Consider the following 14,984-nt stretch of genomic DNA (forward strand, 5'->3'; position numbering starts at 1 on the left):
GGTCAGGGGACCGGGACCGCGGGGACGGTCACCGGGCCCAGGAGCGGGTTCAGCACGTCCGCCTGCGACTGCCCCGCCGGGACGATCACGTCGAGCGCCTTCGGCACCGTGCCCGGGTCCACCGCGCAGAGCGGGCCGGTGCCGCCGGGCGCGCACACCCCGAACTGGTACGGCTGCGGCGTCGCGGCGAACCCCCTGGCCTGGTCGGCGCTGAACCCGTCCTGGCCGGTGAGCACCACGGCGAAGCGCCACCCCGGCCCCGGCGTGCCGAAGGCCGTCCTGGGCAGGGCGATCGTGATCGTCCGCGTGGTCCCGGACGCCCGGACCGCCGCGCCCGCCACGGCCGTGCCCGCGGCGGTCACCCACACCGGCGCGGCGAACCCCTGCGCCTCCACCCGCTGCGACCAGGCGTCCTGCTCGGCGATCCGGTGGTTGCGCTGCGGGAACGCCGCCTCCGTCGAGGTCGTGGCCACGGCCGGGTCCCGCACGTAGACGTCGAGGAGCTGGGCGCCCATCTGGTTGCCGAAGGTGGGGCTGAGGTCGCGCAGCTCGGCCCGCAGGTAGACGGTGCTCGCGTCCGTGATGACCTGGAACCTGCGCAGGTCGAACGCCCCGTCGTGGAAGTCGGCGGCCGTCGGGTAGGCGTAGGTGCCGGGGCCGTCGTCGTCGCCGTCCGGGTCGGCGACGTCGAGCACGGTCGCGGCGCCCACGATGTCGCCGATGACCGTGCGCCGCGCGTACGCGGTGCGGCCGTCGGGGGCGGTCGCCGTGACGGTGAGCACGACCTCCCCGAACGAGACCGGGGCCACGGCCGAGAAGGCGCCGTCGGAGCCCGCGCGCACCGAGACGACCTTGGTGGGGGCACCGGTGTCGATGGGCGTGGCGGCGAGGTCCACCCGCGCTCCCGGGGCCGTGGTGCCCGCGACGGCCACCGACGAGCCGGCGACCGCGGTGCCGTCGGCCGGGCCGGTGACGGTGAGCGGGGCGGCCTGCGGCATGGTCGCGTAGCGGCGCCGTACGACGTCGGGCTGCTCGACGGGCCTGGTGGAGCCGAGGGACAGGACGAGCCGGACGACCTGGGCCTGCGCCCACGTCAGCGGGGACGCCGAGCCGGCGGGCCCGCCGTCGCGGAAGCCGATGGAGGCGGTGGCCGGGTCGGTGCCGTACGGGGAGGCGGCCAGGTCCGGGTTCTCCCACGCCTGCTCGGGGATCAGGCCGGTGCCCGACGCCATCCCGCGCATGGCCGACAGCAGCGCGGCGGCCGTGCCGGGGTCGCGGCTCTGCAGCGCCTGCTCGGCCCGCTCGCCGGCGAGGACCGGCCACACGTGGCCCGAGCCCGTGTTGCCGGTGGGCCACGGCCGGCCGGACGGCGCGCAGGAGGTGGGGTCGGGCTCGTGGCAGTCGCCGTAGCCGTCCTCGGTGCCGGGGGTGTCGGAGCCGTAGCGGTACCAGCCGGGGCCGCGGGCGGTGGTGCGCCGGAGCACGCGGTCCACGACCGGCAGGCTGGCCAGCACGTCGGGGTCGCCGGGCGGCAGGATGCCCAGCCGGGTCAGCTCCAGGAAGCCCGCGTCCACCACGCGCCGCTGGTCCTCGGTGGGACCTCCGTTGCCCAGGTTGTACGACACCGCCGCGTCCGGGTCGCCGGTGCGCGACAGGCGCAGGAAGTAGCGGGGCGCGTACGGGCCGGTCGTGGTGACCGTCCACGCCTTGACCGAGCGGGCGAAGTGGTCGGCCGTGGCCCGGTAGATCCTGGCCCGGTCCTGGTCGCCCTGCCGGGCGGCGATCTCCCCGGCCGCGACCAGCCCGGCGATCTGGGCCGCGATCGTGGACGGCGAGAATCCGGACTGCTCCTCCCACCGCTCCACCCCGAACGCGGGCCCGTGCGAGACCACGAAGTCGGCCGCCGCCCGCACGTGCGGCCACAGCCCGGCGTCGCCCGCCAGCCCCGCCTGGTAGGCCATGAGCAGCGGGTACGCGGTCTCGTCGAGCTGGTCGCCGCCCGAGTCGGGGGCCAGTTTCCCGTTCAGCAGGGAGTTGCGCGGCAGCCGGCCGTCGGGCAGCTGCTGGCGTTCCAGCAGAAAGCGGGCCGTGGCGCGGGCGGTGGCCACGTCGCCGGCGGCGAGGAAGCCGGTGAACGCCTCGTACAGGTCGCGGGAGAACACCTCGCGGTAGGAGCCGAAGAAGACCGCCTTGCCGCCGGCCAGCTCCCCGGCCCCGACCGCCTGCCCCCACGGGCTGGCCAGGGACGCCACGACCGCCCCGGGGAACGTCTTGTCCTCGCTGGCCTTCAGCACGTTCGCCGACAGCCGGTAGAGGTCGCCCAGCCCGTTCGGCGGCCTGCGGAGCCCGGCGTCGTAGGCGGCCCAGCCGGCCTCGTACCGGGCCCGGGTGCCCTCGAACGGGCGGGCGGCGGCCTCGCCGGCGGTGCGCAGCGCGGCGGCCCGGCTCCGCCCGAAGCCGAGCGCGAACGTCACCTCTCCCCTGCCGTCGATCGGCAGCCGGGCGGTGGCGGCCACGTTGCCGGACGGGGCCTCGGTGTAGGGGGTGAGCTCGCGGGCGGTGTCGAGCTGGGCGATGCCGTCGCCGGGCGTGCCGGCGTACCCGACGCTCGCCCGCGGCAGGCGCCGCTCGGCCCGCAGCGCCAGATACGTGGGGACGGCGTAGTCGCGGGCCGGGGCGGAGGTCTCGGTGTTGGCGTCCCAGACGACGGGGGCGCCGGTGGGGCCGTCCACCACGCCGCTGTCGGCGCCGCCGTTGGGCTGCCCGCCGCCGCCGTTGCCGTTCACGCTCGCGTCGAGCCGCACGTACAGCCGCAGGCCGGCGGGCTGGAGGCGGGTGCGCACGACGACGGCGTCGCTGCCCGGGTCGGTGACGTAGGTGGTGGTCAGGCGGTAGCGGCCGGTCCGGCTGGCCGAGGTGATCGTGCAGGTCATGCCGGAGCGGTCGGTGCTCACCTGGTAGGTGGTGTCACGGGCCTGCAGCTCGGTGAACGTCTTCCCGTCGGTCACGACGAACTGCATGGTCTCGACGTTGGTGTTGTCGATCGTGGGCTCGTACACGTCGGACAGGACGCCGCCGGCGACGGTGTACCAGACCTTGGAGGCGCGGCCGGCGGCCGTGCCCACGCAGTCCTTGCGGGCCATCCCGAAGTGCGACGCCGCGCCGGGCGCGCCCGCCGCGGGCGCCCCGGCGAGCGCCGGACCGGCCGGTACGACGACCGGCGCGCCCGCGGCGATCAGGGCGGTGATCAGGGCAAGGACGGATCGACGGATCACACGCATGCCAGGGCTCCCCTCCCGACCCCGATGGGTCGAGAGAAGACCAGCCCCGGCCGGCTGTCAAGCCCGCGCGGCCGGCGCCGTCGCGTCCACCCCGCGGTCCAGGCGCAGCCCGCGCGTCTCCTTGAACGACGTCAGCACCACGATCAGCGACACCACGGCGATCACCACCATGTAGCCAGCCGGCGCGATCGCGCTGCCCGTCGCCGCGACCAGCCCGGCCGAGGACGTGCCACATGGCCCAGATGCCGGTGATGCTCGGGATACCGGACAGCACCTCCGGCTGGCCCATCCGGACGCCGGCGTGGCCGATGCGCAGGTCCGCCAGCAGCGCGAACTGGAACCCGGACCCGGCCGCCACCCCGTTCACCGCGGCCACGACGGGCTTGTCGAGGTCGAGCACCGCCCGGTAGAGCCGGTCGAAGCCGTCGATCCAGGCGTCGGAGGCCGCGTGGTCGTCGGGGTCGATCGTGGCCGTCTCGCCGAGGTCCTGGCCGGCGCAGAACGCCCGCCCGGCGCCCGTGAGGACGACCGCGCCCACCTGGGGGTCGGCCCCCACCTCGCGCAGCAGCTCGATCAGCCGTTCCCGCATGTCGGCGGTCCAGGCGTTCAGCTTCTCCGGCCGGTTCAGGGTGATCACCGCGACGGGTCCATCGCGGTCCAGCAGCACAGTCACAAGCGTCCCTTCGCAGGTCAACGGGCTTGCCGGGATACAACCAGGTGGGACCGGGCGGTGGCCAACACCAATGTCGACCTCTGGCCATACCAGAGCGATATGGTGAGGCCGATGGAGCTACGCCACCTGCGCTATTTCGTCGCCGTGGCCGAGGAGCTGCACTTCGGGCGGGCGGCGGAGCGGCTGCACATGGCGCAGCCGCCGCTGTCCCAGCGCATCCGCGACCTGGAGCGGGAGCTGGGGGTGCGGCTGTTCGACCGCAACCCGCACCGCGTCACGCTGACCGAGGCCGGTGCGCTGCTGCTGGAGCACGCCCGGGGCGTCCTCGACCGCGCCGACGCCGCCCGCGAGGCCATGCGCCGCATCCGGCCGGGCGCGTCGGGGGTGCTGCGCGCGGGCGTGCCGCCGGACACCACGCCGATGGCGCTCAGGACGCTGGTGACCGGGTTCACCGAGCGCGTCCCCGACGTGCTGCTGGAGCTGCACGAGCTGACCACCGCCGGCCAGCTCGCCAAGCTGCGCGCGGAGGAGCTGGACGCGGGCCTGGTCAGGCACCCCTGCGACACGGTGGGGCTGGAGTCGAGCCAGGTCGTGCACCGCAGGCTGGGCGTGGTGCTGCCGGTCGGCCACCGGGCCGCCTGCCAGGACGTCGTACGCCTGCGCACCCTCGACGGCTCACCCCTGGTGATCTTCCCGCGCGAGATGGCACCGCACCTGTACGACCACATGCTGGAGGCGTGCCGCGACAACGGCTTCCTGCCCAGCGCCATCCGGCACGCCCGCAACCCCCACTTCGTGCACGGCCTGGTCATGTCCGGTCTGGGCGCGCACCTGAACGAGGAGCCCTACGACGAGCTGCCGGCCGGGCTGGTCTGGCGGCCGATCGACGAGCCCCGGCTGACCTGGTCCACCTCGGCGGTGTGGCCGCCGGTGCAGGGCGGCGAGGTGGTCACGGCGTTCGCCGAGGCCGCCCTGGCGGGGCTACGCGAGGTCGGCCACACCTGACCGGTCCCCGGTCGCCGCCCGCGTGCTGCCCCAGCCCCTTGTCGGCCGCCCCTGCTGCCCCCGGCCGGCTCCTGATCCGCCGGCCGCGTCATCCGGAAAGCGGTCTCCCGCGAACCAGGGGCGAACGACGGTAGTCCAATCCGTTGGAACGGTCCTGGCGGTCGCCAGGGTCGTCGCTCAGGGGTGACGCACCGGGGGCGGTGCGCAAGGGGGATCGATGAACATCGGCGCGATGTCGCCGCGGCCTGCCCGGGCCGGGGCGAGACGGGGGACGGCGAGGGCGATCGCCACGGCCGTCCTGCTGACGGCGACCTGTGGCGCGGGCCACCTCGCCACCACCGCGGACCCGGCCCAGGCCGGCACCACGGGAGCCGCACGGACCACCACCGCGGGCCCGGCCCAGGCCGGCACCGGCGGGACCCCGGGGATCTTATCCTCGGCCGCGCGGGCCCAGTGGCTCAGCTCGTCACACGCGGCCGCCCGCGACATGTGGACCGAGGCGACCCGGGCAGCCTCGCTCGAACCGCTGATCACCACGATCCACGCGGCCTCCGCCAAGCCGGTCGACTGCCGCCGCGCCAAGTGCGTGGCGCTCACCTTCGACGACGGCCCCGGCCGGTACACCGACGCGCTCCTGCGTCACCTGTCGTCCCACCGGGCCCGGGCCACGTTCTTCGTCGTCGGCCAGAACGTCGCCGCGAACCCGTCCGTCGTCCGCAGGACGTACGCGGCCGGGCACGAGATCGGCAGCCACACCTGGTCCCACCCCGACCTGACGAAGCTGTCGGTCGCCGGGGTGCGCGCCCAGTTCGCCCGTACCGACCAGGCCATCAAGGCGGCCACCGGCGTCCGGCCGAAGCTCGTCCGCCCGCCGTACGGCGCGCTCAACGCGACCGTCCGCCTGCAGACCACGCGGCCGATGGTGCTGTGGAGCGTGGACACCCTGGACTGGCGTCACCGGGACAGCGCCAAGGTGGCCAGCAAGGCGATCAAGTCAGTGCGGCCGGGCAGCGTCATCCTGTTCCACGACATCCACCCCACGACGGTGACGGCGATGCCGAAGGTGCTGAAGAGCCTGTCCAAGCGCGGCTACAAGTTCGTCACCGTCAGCCGGCTCTTCGGGGGCAGGCCGCCGAGGATCGTCTACAGCGGCGGCCCGCTCGGCCTGACCTGACCCGCCGGCTCAGGTCGTCCGGACGAGGAGGAGCGCGTCCTGTCCCGAGGCGGCGCCCCACACCTCGCCCGGCCTGCCGTGGATCTGGCGCACGCCCGCGGCCTCACCGCTCGCGGGGGTGAACCGCTCCGTGGCGGGGTCGAAGCTGAGCAGCCGGTCGCTGCCGAAGTCGCTGACCCAGACGGTGCCGCCGGTGTCCACGTACACGGCGTACGGCTGCGGGGCGTCGCCCGGCAGCGGCCACTCCTTCCACCGGTCGGTGGCCGGGTCGTAGCGGGCCAGCCGGCCGCCGGTCCACTCGCTGACCCAGATCCGGCCCTCGTCGTCGGACCAGACGCGGCGCGCGCCCTGCCCGGAGGTCGGCGGTTCCAGGACCGTGGCGCGGCCGGTGTCCCGGTCGATCCTGGCGATGTGGCCGCCCGCCAGGGACGCGTAGTAGACGTCGCCGGCCGGCGTGACCGTGATGCCGTACGGGCCCGGTCCTCCGGGGGCGTCGTACACGTCGATGCGGCCGGAGTCGGGGGCCAGCCGCCCGTACACGCCGCTCTGCCCGGTGAACCAGAGCACGCCCGCCCGGTCGAACGCCGCCGTGTTCAGGTCGGCGCCGGCGCGGTCCCCGGGCAGTGGGTAGTTGCGCGGCCGGAGGGTGGCCGCGTCCACGCGGACGATGGCGTTGAGCCCGCTGTCGGTCACCCACGCGTGCCCGCCGGGGCCCGTGATGACGCCGTGCGGCCGGGAGCCGTCGCCGAGCGGGACCTTGGTGACCTCGCGGGTTTCGGGGTCGAGGAGGCCGAGGTAGCCGGCGTTCTGGGCGGTGAACCAGACGCCGCCGTCCTGCGCGGGGGCGACGTCGTGCGGTCCCGCGCCCTGCGGCACGTCGAACCGCTCGACGGCCGGCCCGGCCGGCTGTGGCCGCGCCGTCGCCGACTGCTGCGGGCTGGGCCGGGTCGTTGACGGCTGCTCACCGGCGCAGGCGGCGAGCGTGATCAGCATCGCGAGTACGGCTGCCAGGCGGGTCACGGCTACTCCTTCAGTGATCGCCAATCGTCCACCCCGATCGTGGCCACCGGTTCCCCGCGGCCGGGCGAGAAGACGAACGTCTCTCCTTCGGCCGAGGTCAGGCCCGTGGCGCGGTTCAGGTTGAAACCGTGCGAGACCAGCACGGTGTTGGTGCCCGGGTCCGGCGGCCGGCGCAGGAGACCGCGCAGGGCGCGGGCCAGCTCCTCGTCGTCGGCGCCGGGGTAGATCTCGTTGATCAGCTCGCGCGTCTCCCGCACCCGCCCGAACGCCAGCTCGGCGGTCTCCCTGGTACGGCGGTAGGGGCTGGCCAGCACCTGCCCGATCGGGATGCCCAGGCGGCGCACGGCCCGCCCGATCTCCCGCGCCTGCTCCCTGCCCTCGGCGGAAAGTCGGCGCTGGGTGGCGGGGTCGGACAGGTCGGGGGTGGGGTCGTCCTGGGTGCTCTCGGTCGCGGTGTGGCGCAGGTAGAGCACGTGCCCGCCCCCGCGCAACAACCGCACCAGCCCGGACCCCGCGATCGCCGACGCGGACCCCGTGGAGGTCGGCGCAGCGCTCGCCGTAGCGGTCGGCACGGCGGTCGGCACGGCGCTTGGCGCGGCGGTCGGTTTGGCGGGTGGGGGCGGTGAGGTCGGGCGCACGGGTGCGGCTCCGCCGCCGCATCCCGTCAGGAGGCATACGGACGCGAGCAGCGCCAGGCCGGACCTCACCCTCCGGACATTACGCCCGCCCACCGCAAACCCGTGTAAAGGACCTCCTACAGCTCAGCTCCAGCCGCACACCGTGGAACCCGGGCCATACCTGAATCCCTGTCACATCCCTTGAACTCCGGCCGCCCGCCCGCCGTATCTGTCGGTGTGAGCGGTGATCGCGCATGAACCCCGACGAGAAAGGAAGCGGCACCGGCAGCAGGGACACCGCGCAGGCCGGGCGGCCCGGCCTGCGCGGGCTGCGTGCGGCGGTGTTCGCCGTCGTCTGCGTGCTCGCCGCTCTGGGCATGCACGTGCTGGCCGGGGGGCCGATCGCCGACCTGGGCACGGTGGTCGCGGCGACCGTGGTGACGGGAGCGGGCGCGTTCGTCCTGGCCCGCCGCCGCAGATCCACCGGTACGCTGCTCGCCGCCTCCTTCGCCGCCCAGTACGGCATGCACCAGCTCTTCACCACGGGCCCCAGCACGGGACTCGGCACAGGCCTGAGCATGGGCACCGCCGCCCTGCCCGATCACCATGGCGGCGGCGGGTTGTCTGCCGGGGCCGGGATGCTGCTGGCCCACGTGCTGGTGGCGACACTGTCGGCCTGGTGGCTGGACCGCGGCGAGACCGCGCTGGCCGCGCTGCTGCGGCTGCTGGCCTGCTCGCTGCACGACCTTTGGGTGTTCCTGACCGCCGCCCGCGACAGCCTGCCCCCGGTGCCCGCCCGCCGGCCACGACCGGTGGCGGCCGGCCCGGTCGCGGGCATCCTCACCTCCCAGGTGCTGGCCTGGGCTCTGTGCCGCCGGGGACCACCGCGCTAGGGGCTCGACACCTCGACCTCGCGTGACGTACGGCCGTCTGATGCCAAGCGTCCGCGTGCCCTCATCACGTGACGTGCGGCCGTCTGACGCCGGGCGTCCGCGTGCTCCCTCATCCTCCTCGCGCATCCGCGTGGCGTAACGCGTGACCTTCGCCGCACCGCCACGCCATCGCCCCCAGCTCGCATCGCGGCGCGCGCTGTCCACGTACGCGTGCGCGCATTCGGAACGGAGCCCCCATGACCTCTGTCGAGACCCGGCCGGAAACCATCCCGCCACCCTCTGCTGCCACCGCCTCTTCCGCCTCCCAGCGTTACCGGGCCGTCTGGCGCTGGCACTTCTACGCCGGGCTGTTCGTCGCCCCCGTTCTCCTCGTCCTGGCCGTCACCGGCTCCATCTACCTCTTCAAGGAGCCCTTCGAGGAGTGGCGCTACCAGGACGTCCGCACCCTCGCCGGCCCCGTCACCACGGCGCTCCCCCTGTCGGAGCAGATCGCCGCCGCCCAGCGCACGCTCCCCGGCTCGCCCGTCATGTCCGTCATCCCGCCCACGTCCGCCGACCGCACCACCCGTGTCATCCTCCAGGGCGCCGACTCAGGCCCCTGGGCGCAGGGCATCTCCGTGTACGTGGACCCGGGCACGGCGGCCGTGGTCGGCCAGATCGACGACGGTGCCACGTTCATGCGGGTCGTGCGGACCATCCACGGCGAGCTCATGTCCGGCACGGTCGGCGACCGGGTGGTGGAGATCGCCGCGTGCTGGGCGCTGATCCTCGTCGCCACGGGCACGTACCTGTGGTGGAGCGGCCGGCGTACCCGGAAGAGGGCGACCCGCTCGGCGCGGGGGCGGCTGCGGCGGCTGCACATCCTGGCCGGGGTCGGCGGGGGCGCGGTGGTCGTGTTCCTGGTCGTGTCCGGTCTGCCGTGGTCGGGCGTGTGGGGTGACGGGCTGCAGCGCATCCAGGACCGTACCGGGTCGACCTACCCGAACGCCGACGACTATCCGCACACCTCCACCCCGCCCCTGTCCGGCGACCTGTCCGCCAACCCGGACGCCAAGGTGCCGTGGGCGGCGGAGCGACTGCCCGTACCCGCCTCGCAGGACGGGCACGCCGGGCACGGCGGGACCCACGGCGTGCTGCAGCCCGGCGCCCTGCCCGTCGAGGCCGCCCTCGCCACCGCCAGGCCCGCGATCAGGGCGTGCCCGGCCGGCGAGTGCGACCTCAAGGTGCTGCTGCCCGACGGTCCCCGGGGCGTCTACACGATCGTGGCCGAACCGCGCCGCGACCCGTCGGCCGCGCAGACCCTGCACGTCGACCAGTACAGCGGCCGGGTGCTGGTCTCCTACGGCTGGGCCGAGTACGGCGTCCTGGCCAAGGCCGTCGAGCAGGGCGTCGCGCTGCACGAGGGCCGCCGCTACGGCACGGCCAACCTGATCGTGATGCTCGGCGCCTGCCTGACGCTGATCACGCTGGTGGTCACGGGGGCGTGGATGTGGTGGAAGCGCCGCCCCCGCGGCCGCGTCGGCGCTCCGGCCCGTGCGACGGACCGGCGGACGGCGTACGGGGTGATCGCCATCATGGCGCTGCTCGGCCTGCTGTTCCCGCTGGCGGGCGCCACGATGGTGGTGGTCCTGCTGCTGGACCGGTTCCTGCTGCGCCGCATCCCGGCGGCCACCCGCGTACTCGGCTGACGATGTTTTCCGGCACCCCGCACCCCCGCACCCGTGCTTCCGCGCCCCAGCACCCCGATGCCCCGGGTGCCCCAGTGACGCGGTGACGCGGCACCTCAGCACTCCGGCACCTCAGCACCCTGGTGACGCGGGACGCCGGGCGCGGGACGCCGGACGGGCGGGGACCGGATCGGCGACAGGAGCGGGCGGAGCTGGCCCAAGGCAGGCGTGCTCAGCGGGTCCAGGGCCGGGGGTGTTCGGCGGGTCCAGGGCCGGGGTGTTCGGCGGGTCCAGGGCCGGGGTGTTCGGCGGGTCCAGGGCTGGGGTGCTCAGCGGGCGAGGGTCCAGGTGCGGGCCGTCTGGTCGCGGCTGGCGCTGGCGGCGATCGGCCGGCCATCGAGCAGGCCGATCGCCACCGACCAGACGGCATCGTCGTGCCCGGTGAACGGCGTGCCGAGCTGCTTCCTGGTGCGCAGGTCCCAGACCCGGGCCGTCTTGTCCTCGCTGCCCGTCACCGCCACCGGCACCTCCCCCAGGTTGCTGATCGCCACCGACCAGACCGGGGCCGTGTGCCCGGTGAGCGGTGCGCCGAGGGGCTTCCGGGTGGTCAGGTCCCAGACCCGCACGGTCATGTCCTCGCTGCCGGTGATCGCCACGGGAACCCCGTCGAGGTTCCCGATGGCGACCGACCGCACCCATCCGGCGTGCCCGGTCATCGGCGCGCCGAGCTGCTTGCCGGTGGCCAGGTCCCAGACCCGCACGGTCTTGTCGTCGCCGGCGGTCACGGCGATGGCCGCACCCCCGACCTGCCCGGCGGCCACCGCCCAGACGGCACCGTCGTGGCCGGTGAGCGGCTTGCCGTACTGCTTGCCCGTACGCAGATCCCATACCCGGGCCGTACCGTCGGCGGAGGCGGTGACGGCGACGTGCCGCCCGCCCATCCGAGCGGTGGCCACCGACTTGACGTCACCGGTGTGGCCGGCCAGGGTGCGCGACCGGCCGGTTCGCAGGTCCCAGACGCGGGCGGTGTCGTCGTCGCTCGCGGTGACGGCGATCGGCGCGCCGTCGAGCTGGTCGAGCACGACCGACCGCACCCACTCCGTGTGGCCGGTCAGCGGGGAGGCGAGCTGCCGGGAGGTACGCAGGTTCCACAGGCGGGCGCTCTCGTCGTCCGAGCCGGTCAGGGCGACGGGCACCCCGTCGACCGTCCCCACCGCCACCGCCCGCACGTCGTTGGTGTGCCCCGCCAGGGGGTCGCCGATCTCCGTACCTGGTGGGGTGGCGGCCACGGTGGCCGGCCCGGTGACGAGAACGGGGCTCGGACCGGTCGTCCGTGGCCACATCGACACCACGAGAACGGCGATCACGGCAAGAACAGCGACCCCAGCTGCCAGCACCGCTTGAGGCGGCACCCGACGCCAGAACGGCGGGGGCGGCGGGGGCGACTGAGGTAGGGGCGAGGTCACGGCCGGGCTCACGGCGGAGACCGCACTCTCCGCCGCCACCGACCCCGGCACAGCGGCCGAGGCACCCGGCGCCACCACACCCGCCGTAGGCACGGAGGCCGACGCGCCCGCCACCGCCGCTCCCGCCCTAGGAACGGAGGCCGACGCGCCCGACACCGCCACACCCGCCGTAGGCACGGAGGCTGACGCGCCCGACACCGCCACACCCGCCGTGGGCACGGAGGCCGAGGCACCCGCCACCGCCGCATCCGCCGTAGGCGCCGAGGTCGAGGCGCCCGGCGCTGCTGGGCCTGGAACCGTGGGCGCAGTCGCACCTCCTCCCGGCGCTTGGCCTGAGGCACCCGGCACATCTGCGTCTGCCGCCGCCACCGCGACCGTCCCCGGCTCGGTGGCTGTGGCTTCCGGCGGCGCCGGTGGTCCGGCTGGGGTTCCCAGCGCAGTTGCGCCGACGCCTGAAGCGGTGGCTCCAGGTACAGCTGCCCCTGCCCCTGACGCCGCGCCCGCTCCAGGCGCGGCGGCTGGAGCGGGCGCGGTGGCTGGAGTCGGGGTGGCTGGAGTCGCGGTGGCTGGAGTCGCGGTGGCTGGAGTCGCGGTGGCTGGAGTCGCGGTGGCTGAGGGCGCGGGGGCCGAGGGCGCGGGGGCCGAGGGCGCGGGGGCCGAGGGCGCGGGGGTGGGGAGGCGGGAGGTGGGGGCGGGGTGGCCGGTCAGGGTGCGGACGAGGTCTTCGGCCGTGAGGCGGTGTGCCGGGTTCTTGTCCAGGCAGGCCACCACCAGTCCCCGCAGCGACTCCGGCACCCCCGCCACGTCCGGCTCCTCGTACAGGAGGGCCCGCAGCACGGCGGGCACCGAGTCGCCGGCGAACGCGCGGCGCCCCGTGGCCGCGAACACCATGGTCGCGGCCCAGCTGAACACGTCCGCCGCCGGGCCGACCGAATCCATGCTGACCTGCTCCGGCGCCATGTAGCCGGGCGTGCCGACCGCTCCGGTCTGGGTGACGGCGTGGTCGAGCGCGCGGGAGATGCCGAAGTCGATCACCACCGGCCCCTCGGGCCCGAGGATGACGTTGCCCGGTTTGAAGTCGCGGTGCACGACTCCGGCGCGGTGGATGGCTGCCAGTGCGGTCGCGGTCGCCACCGCCAGCCGCTCCAGGCCGCCGCCGGTGCGGGGCCCGTCCTGCCTGACGGCCCGTTCGAGGGAATCGCCGCGTACGTATTCGCTCACGATGTACGGCCGCTCGTCGTACATTCCCATGTCGAGCACCCGGGCCGTGCAGAAGGGGGCGACCCGGCGCGCCAGCTCCACCTGCCGGAAGAACCGGCGGCGCTCCTCGGCGTCCTCCGACATCCGGCCGTGCAGCACCTTGATCGCGACCTGGTCGCCGGACGGGTCGAGCCCCAGGTAGACCGCTCCCTGCCCGCCCTCCCCGAGAAACCCGGTGAGCCGGTATCCGGCGATCCGCCCGAGGTCCTGTCCCGGTCGCGGACGTGACAATGCCCACCTCTTCACCATCTGCGGAACCGTCTGCGGAACCATCTGCGGAACCATCTGCGGAAGCCTCAGCACTGGATACTACGATTCACCGCACCCCACCGGATTACCCCAGAAGGCGATATAGACGGTCGAGGCCGAATTTCCGGGAAATAGTCAGAGAAATGTCACTGATTATTTCCTGGCCCTTCATTTTCCGCGTGTGGAAAGTAGTCCTGGCACTACCTCCAGGACGGGCCGTACCGCGATCGAGATCGGCGCGCGGAGCGGCGAGCGTGGGGGACATGAAACTCATGGCGATCGGCGCGCTGCTCGGCGCGCTCGCAACCGTTCCCCCGACCACCGGCGAGGACTGGGACGCGTGTCAGGGCGCCGAGCGGCCCAAGGACCTGGAGTGCTCGTCCGTCGAGGTGCCCGTGGACTGGGCCGAGCCCGGCGGCCACACCATCACGCTGCGCATCGCCCGGCTGCCTGCCACCGGGCAGCGCCTGGGCACCGTGTTCAGCATCCCCGGCGGCCCCGGCGGGTCGGGGATCGACGATCTCACGTACTACCGGGGCAGCTTCTCGAAGCTGCGCGAGCGGTTCGACGTGGTCAGCCTCGAACCGCGCAACGCCACCACGTACGGGCGGCTGCCGCAGAAGTGCTTCGCCACCGGCCCGTGGCTCAGCCGGCCCGACACGCAGGGCGAGTACGCCCGGCTCGGAGCGCAGGTGCGCCGGAGCGCGCAGGAGTGCAGGAAAATCGACCCGGGCTTCTTCGACCGCCTCGACTCGGCCTCCGTGGCGCGCGACATCGACGCGATCCGGGCCGCACTCGGGGAGGAGCGGCTGAGCTTCGTGGCCACCTCGTACGGCGGGGTGCCGGCCGTCGCCTACGCCCGGCTGTTCCCGGAGCGGATCAGGGCCATGTACCTGGACGGGGCGGTCAACCAGCTCCGGGACGCGATGACGGACGCCCGGGTGCGGTACCGGACGTACGAGGCGCAGTTCGGGCGGTTCCTGGACTGGTGCCGGTCCGGCGGGGACGCGTGCGGGGCCGGCATGGAGGCGCGCTGGCGGAAGCTGGTGGCAGCCGCCGACCGGGCGCCGATTCCGGTGAAGGGCGAGCCGGTGACGTACAGCGGGTTCGACCTGCAGGTGGCCGCGATGCCCAACGTGGTCGGGCCGGGGCCGGCGCCCGAGTATCCGCGCTGGCGGCAGCTCGCGCAGGCCATCCGGCAGGCCGAGGGCGGGGACGCGGCCGGGTTCGCGAAGTACGTGCAGGCGGGCATCGGGAGCCTGAAGCCGCCGTCGTTCGTGGGCATGAACGCCACCCAGTGCGCCGACGGGCTGCGCTTCCGTGACTATCGCGACTATCGGGCCGTACGGGCGATGGGCGAGCGGGTCTCGCCGAACCTGGCCGGGATGGGCCTGTGGCACCGGCTCGGCTGCACCGGCTGGCCGACCCCGGTGACGAACCCGCCCGCCCCGCTGCCCTCCGGCCTGCCGCCGTTCCTCGGTGCGGGCACGTGGACCGACTACGAGGACACGGCGGACATCGTGCGGAGGGTGCCGGGGTCGGGGACGGTCCGGTTCGACGGGCACGGCCATGGCCTGTATCTCACGGGCAACGCCTGCGTGATCGAGCACGCGAACGCGTACCTGAGCGATCTTCGCCTGCCCCCGGCCGGAACCACCTGCCGCCCCGCCTAGAGTCAT

At 74.5% G+C, this 14,984-nt stretch carries 9 protein-coding genes and 1 pseudogene; 5 read left to right on the forward strand and 5 right to left on the reverse strand.

The annotated features are described in order from the left end of the window. Window positions 1–2 precede the first annotated feature (2 nt). On the reverse strand, window positions 3–3,281 hold the full coding sequence (locus AB0J69_RS51105) for a glucodextranase DOMON-like domain-containing protein (RefSeq protein ID WP_364133849.1): 3,279 nt from the start codon (window positions 3,279–3,281) through the stop codon (window positions 3–5). Between the two features lie 268 nt (window positions 3,282–3,549). Further along, window positions 3,550–3,870, reverse strand: a pseudogene (locus AB0J69_RS51110) (enoyl-CoA hydratase/isomerase family protein); the annotation flags it as partial. Window positions 3,871–4,065: 195 nt separating this feature from the next. Here AB0J69_RS51110 and AB0J69_RS51115 point away from each other — a divergent pair. Continuing rightward, window positions 4,066–4,959 carry a LysR substrate-binding domain-containing protein gene (locus AB0J69_RS51115; protein ID WP_364133851.1) on the forward strand — a complete coding sequence of 298 codons (894 nt, stop codon included), beginning with the start codon at window positions 4,066–4,068 and terminating at the stop codon, window positions 4,957–4,959. A 217-nt stretch (window positions 4,960–5,176) separates the two neighbouring features. Continuing rightward, window positions 5,177–6,133, forward strand: coding sequence for a polysaccharide deacetylase family protein (locus tag AB0J69_RS51120; protein ID WP_364133854.1), 957 nt, complete (start codon window positions 5,177–5,179; stop codon window positions 6,131–6,133). Window positions 6,134–6,142: 9 nt separating this feature from the next. On the opposite strand, the gene AB0J69_RS51125 is transcribed toward AB0J69_RS51120, so the two are convergent. After that, on the reverse strand, window positions 6,143–7,153 hold the full coding sequence (locus tag AB0J69_RS51125; protein WP_364133857.1) for a hypothetical protein: 1,011 nt from the start codon (window positions 7,151–7,153) through the stop codon (window positions 6,143–6,145). 2 nt (window positions 7,154–7,155) lie between these two features. Further along, a complete protein-coding gene (locus AB0J69_RS51130) occupies window positions 7,156–7,791 on the reverse strand; it encodes a histidine phosphatase family protein (protein ID WP_364133860.1) in 636 nt (211 codons plus the stop codon). A 233-nt stretch (window positions 7,792–8,024) separates the two neighbouring features. Here AB0J69_RS51130 and AB0J69_RS51135 point away from each other — a divergent pair, with 233 nt between their 5' ends. Both AB0J69_RS51135 and AB0J69_RS51140 read left to right on the forward strand, forming a co-directional pair. Continuing rightward, on the forward strand, window positions 8,025–8,663 hold the full coding sequence (locus tag AB0J69_RS51135; RefSeq protein WP_364133863.1) for a hypothetical protein: 639 nt from the start codon (window positions 8,025–8,027) through the stop codon (window positions 8,661–8,663). A gap of 236 nt (window positions 8,664–8,899) precedes the next feature. Further along, the gene (locus AB0J69_RS51140) at window positions 8,900–10,351 is read left to right on the forward strand and encodes a PepSY domain-containing protein (protein ID WP_364133867.1); all 1,452 of its coding nucleotides are present in this window, start codon (window positions 8,900–8,902) and stop codon (window positions 10,349–10,351) included. 308 nt (window positions 10,352–10,659) lie between these two features. Here AB0J69_RS51140 and AB0J69_RS51145 read toward each other — a convergent pair whose 3' ends face one another. Next, window positions 10,660–13,287, reverse strand: a complete 2,628-nt coding sequence (locus AB0J69_RS51145; RefSeq protein WP_364133869.1) for a protein kinase — start codon at window positions 13,285–13,287, stop codon at window positions 10,660–10,662. A gap of 281 nt (window positions 13,288–13,568) precedes the next feature. Between AB0J69_RS51145 and AB0J69_RS51150 the strand changes: the two genes are divergently transcribed. Then, window positions 13,569–14,978, forward strand: coding sequence for an alpha/beta fold hydrolase (locus tag AB0J69_RS51150; RefSeq protein ID WP_364133872.1), 1,410 nt, complete (start codon window positions 13,569–13,571; stop codon window positions 14,976–14,978). The last annotated feature ends 6 nt before the right edge of the window (window positions 14,979–14,984 follow it).

The organism is Nonomuraea sp. NPDC049709 (assembly GCF_040674815.1).
Taxonomy (GTDB): Bacteria; Actinomycetota; Actinomycetes; order Streptosporangiales; family Streptosporangiaceae; genus Nonomuraea.

Bases quoted from the DNA above. Each gene is read 5' to 3' on its own strand.
- AB0J69_RS51120 (WP_364133854.1), top strand. From the start codon at position 5,177: ATGAACATCGGCGCGATGTCGCCGCGGCCTGCCCGGGCCGGGGCGAGA.
- AB0J69_RS51150 (WP_364133872.1), top strand. From the start codon at position 13,569: ATGAAACTCATGGCGATCGGCGCGCTGCTCGGCGCGCTCGCAACCGTT.
- AB0J69_RS51135 (WP_364133863.1), top strand. From the start codon at position 8,025: ATGAACCCCGACGAGAAAGGAAGCGGCACCGGCAGCAGGGACACCGCG.
- AB0J69_RS51115 (WP_364133851.1), top strand. From the start codon at position 4,066: ATGGAGCTACGCCACCTGCGCTATTTCGTCGCCGTGGCCGAGGAGCTG.
- AB0J69_RS51140 (WP_364133867.1), top strand. From the start codon at position 8,900: ATGACCTCTGTCGAGACCCGGCCGGAAACCATCCCGCCACCCTCTGCT.
- AB0J69_RS51105 (WP_364133849.1), bottom strand. From the start codon at position 3,281: ATGCGTGTGATCCGTCGATCCGTCCTTGCCCTGATCACCGCCCTGATC.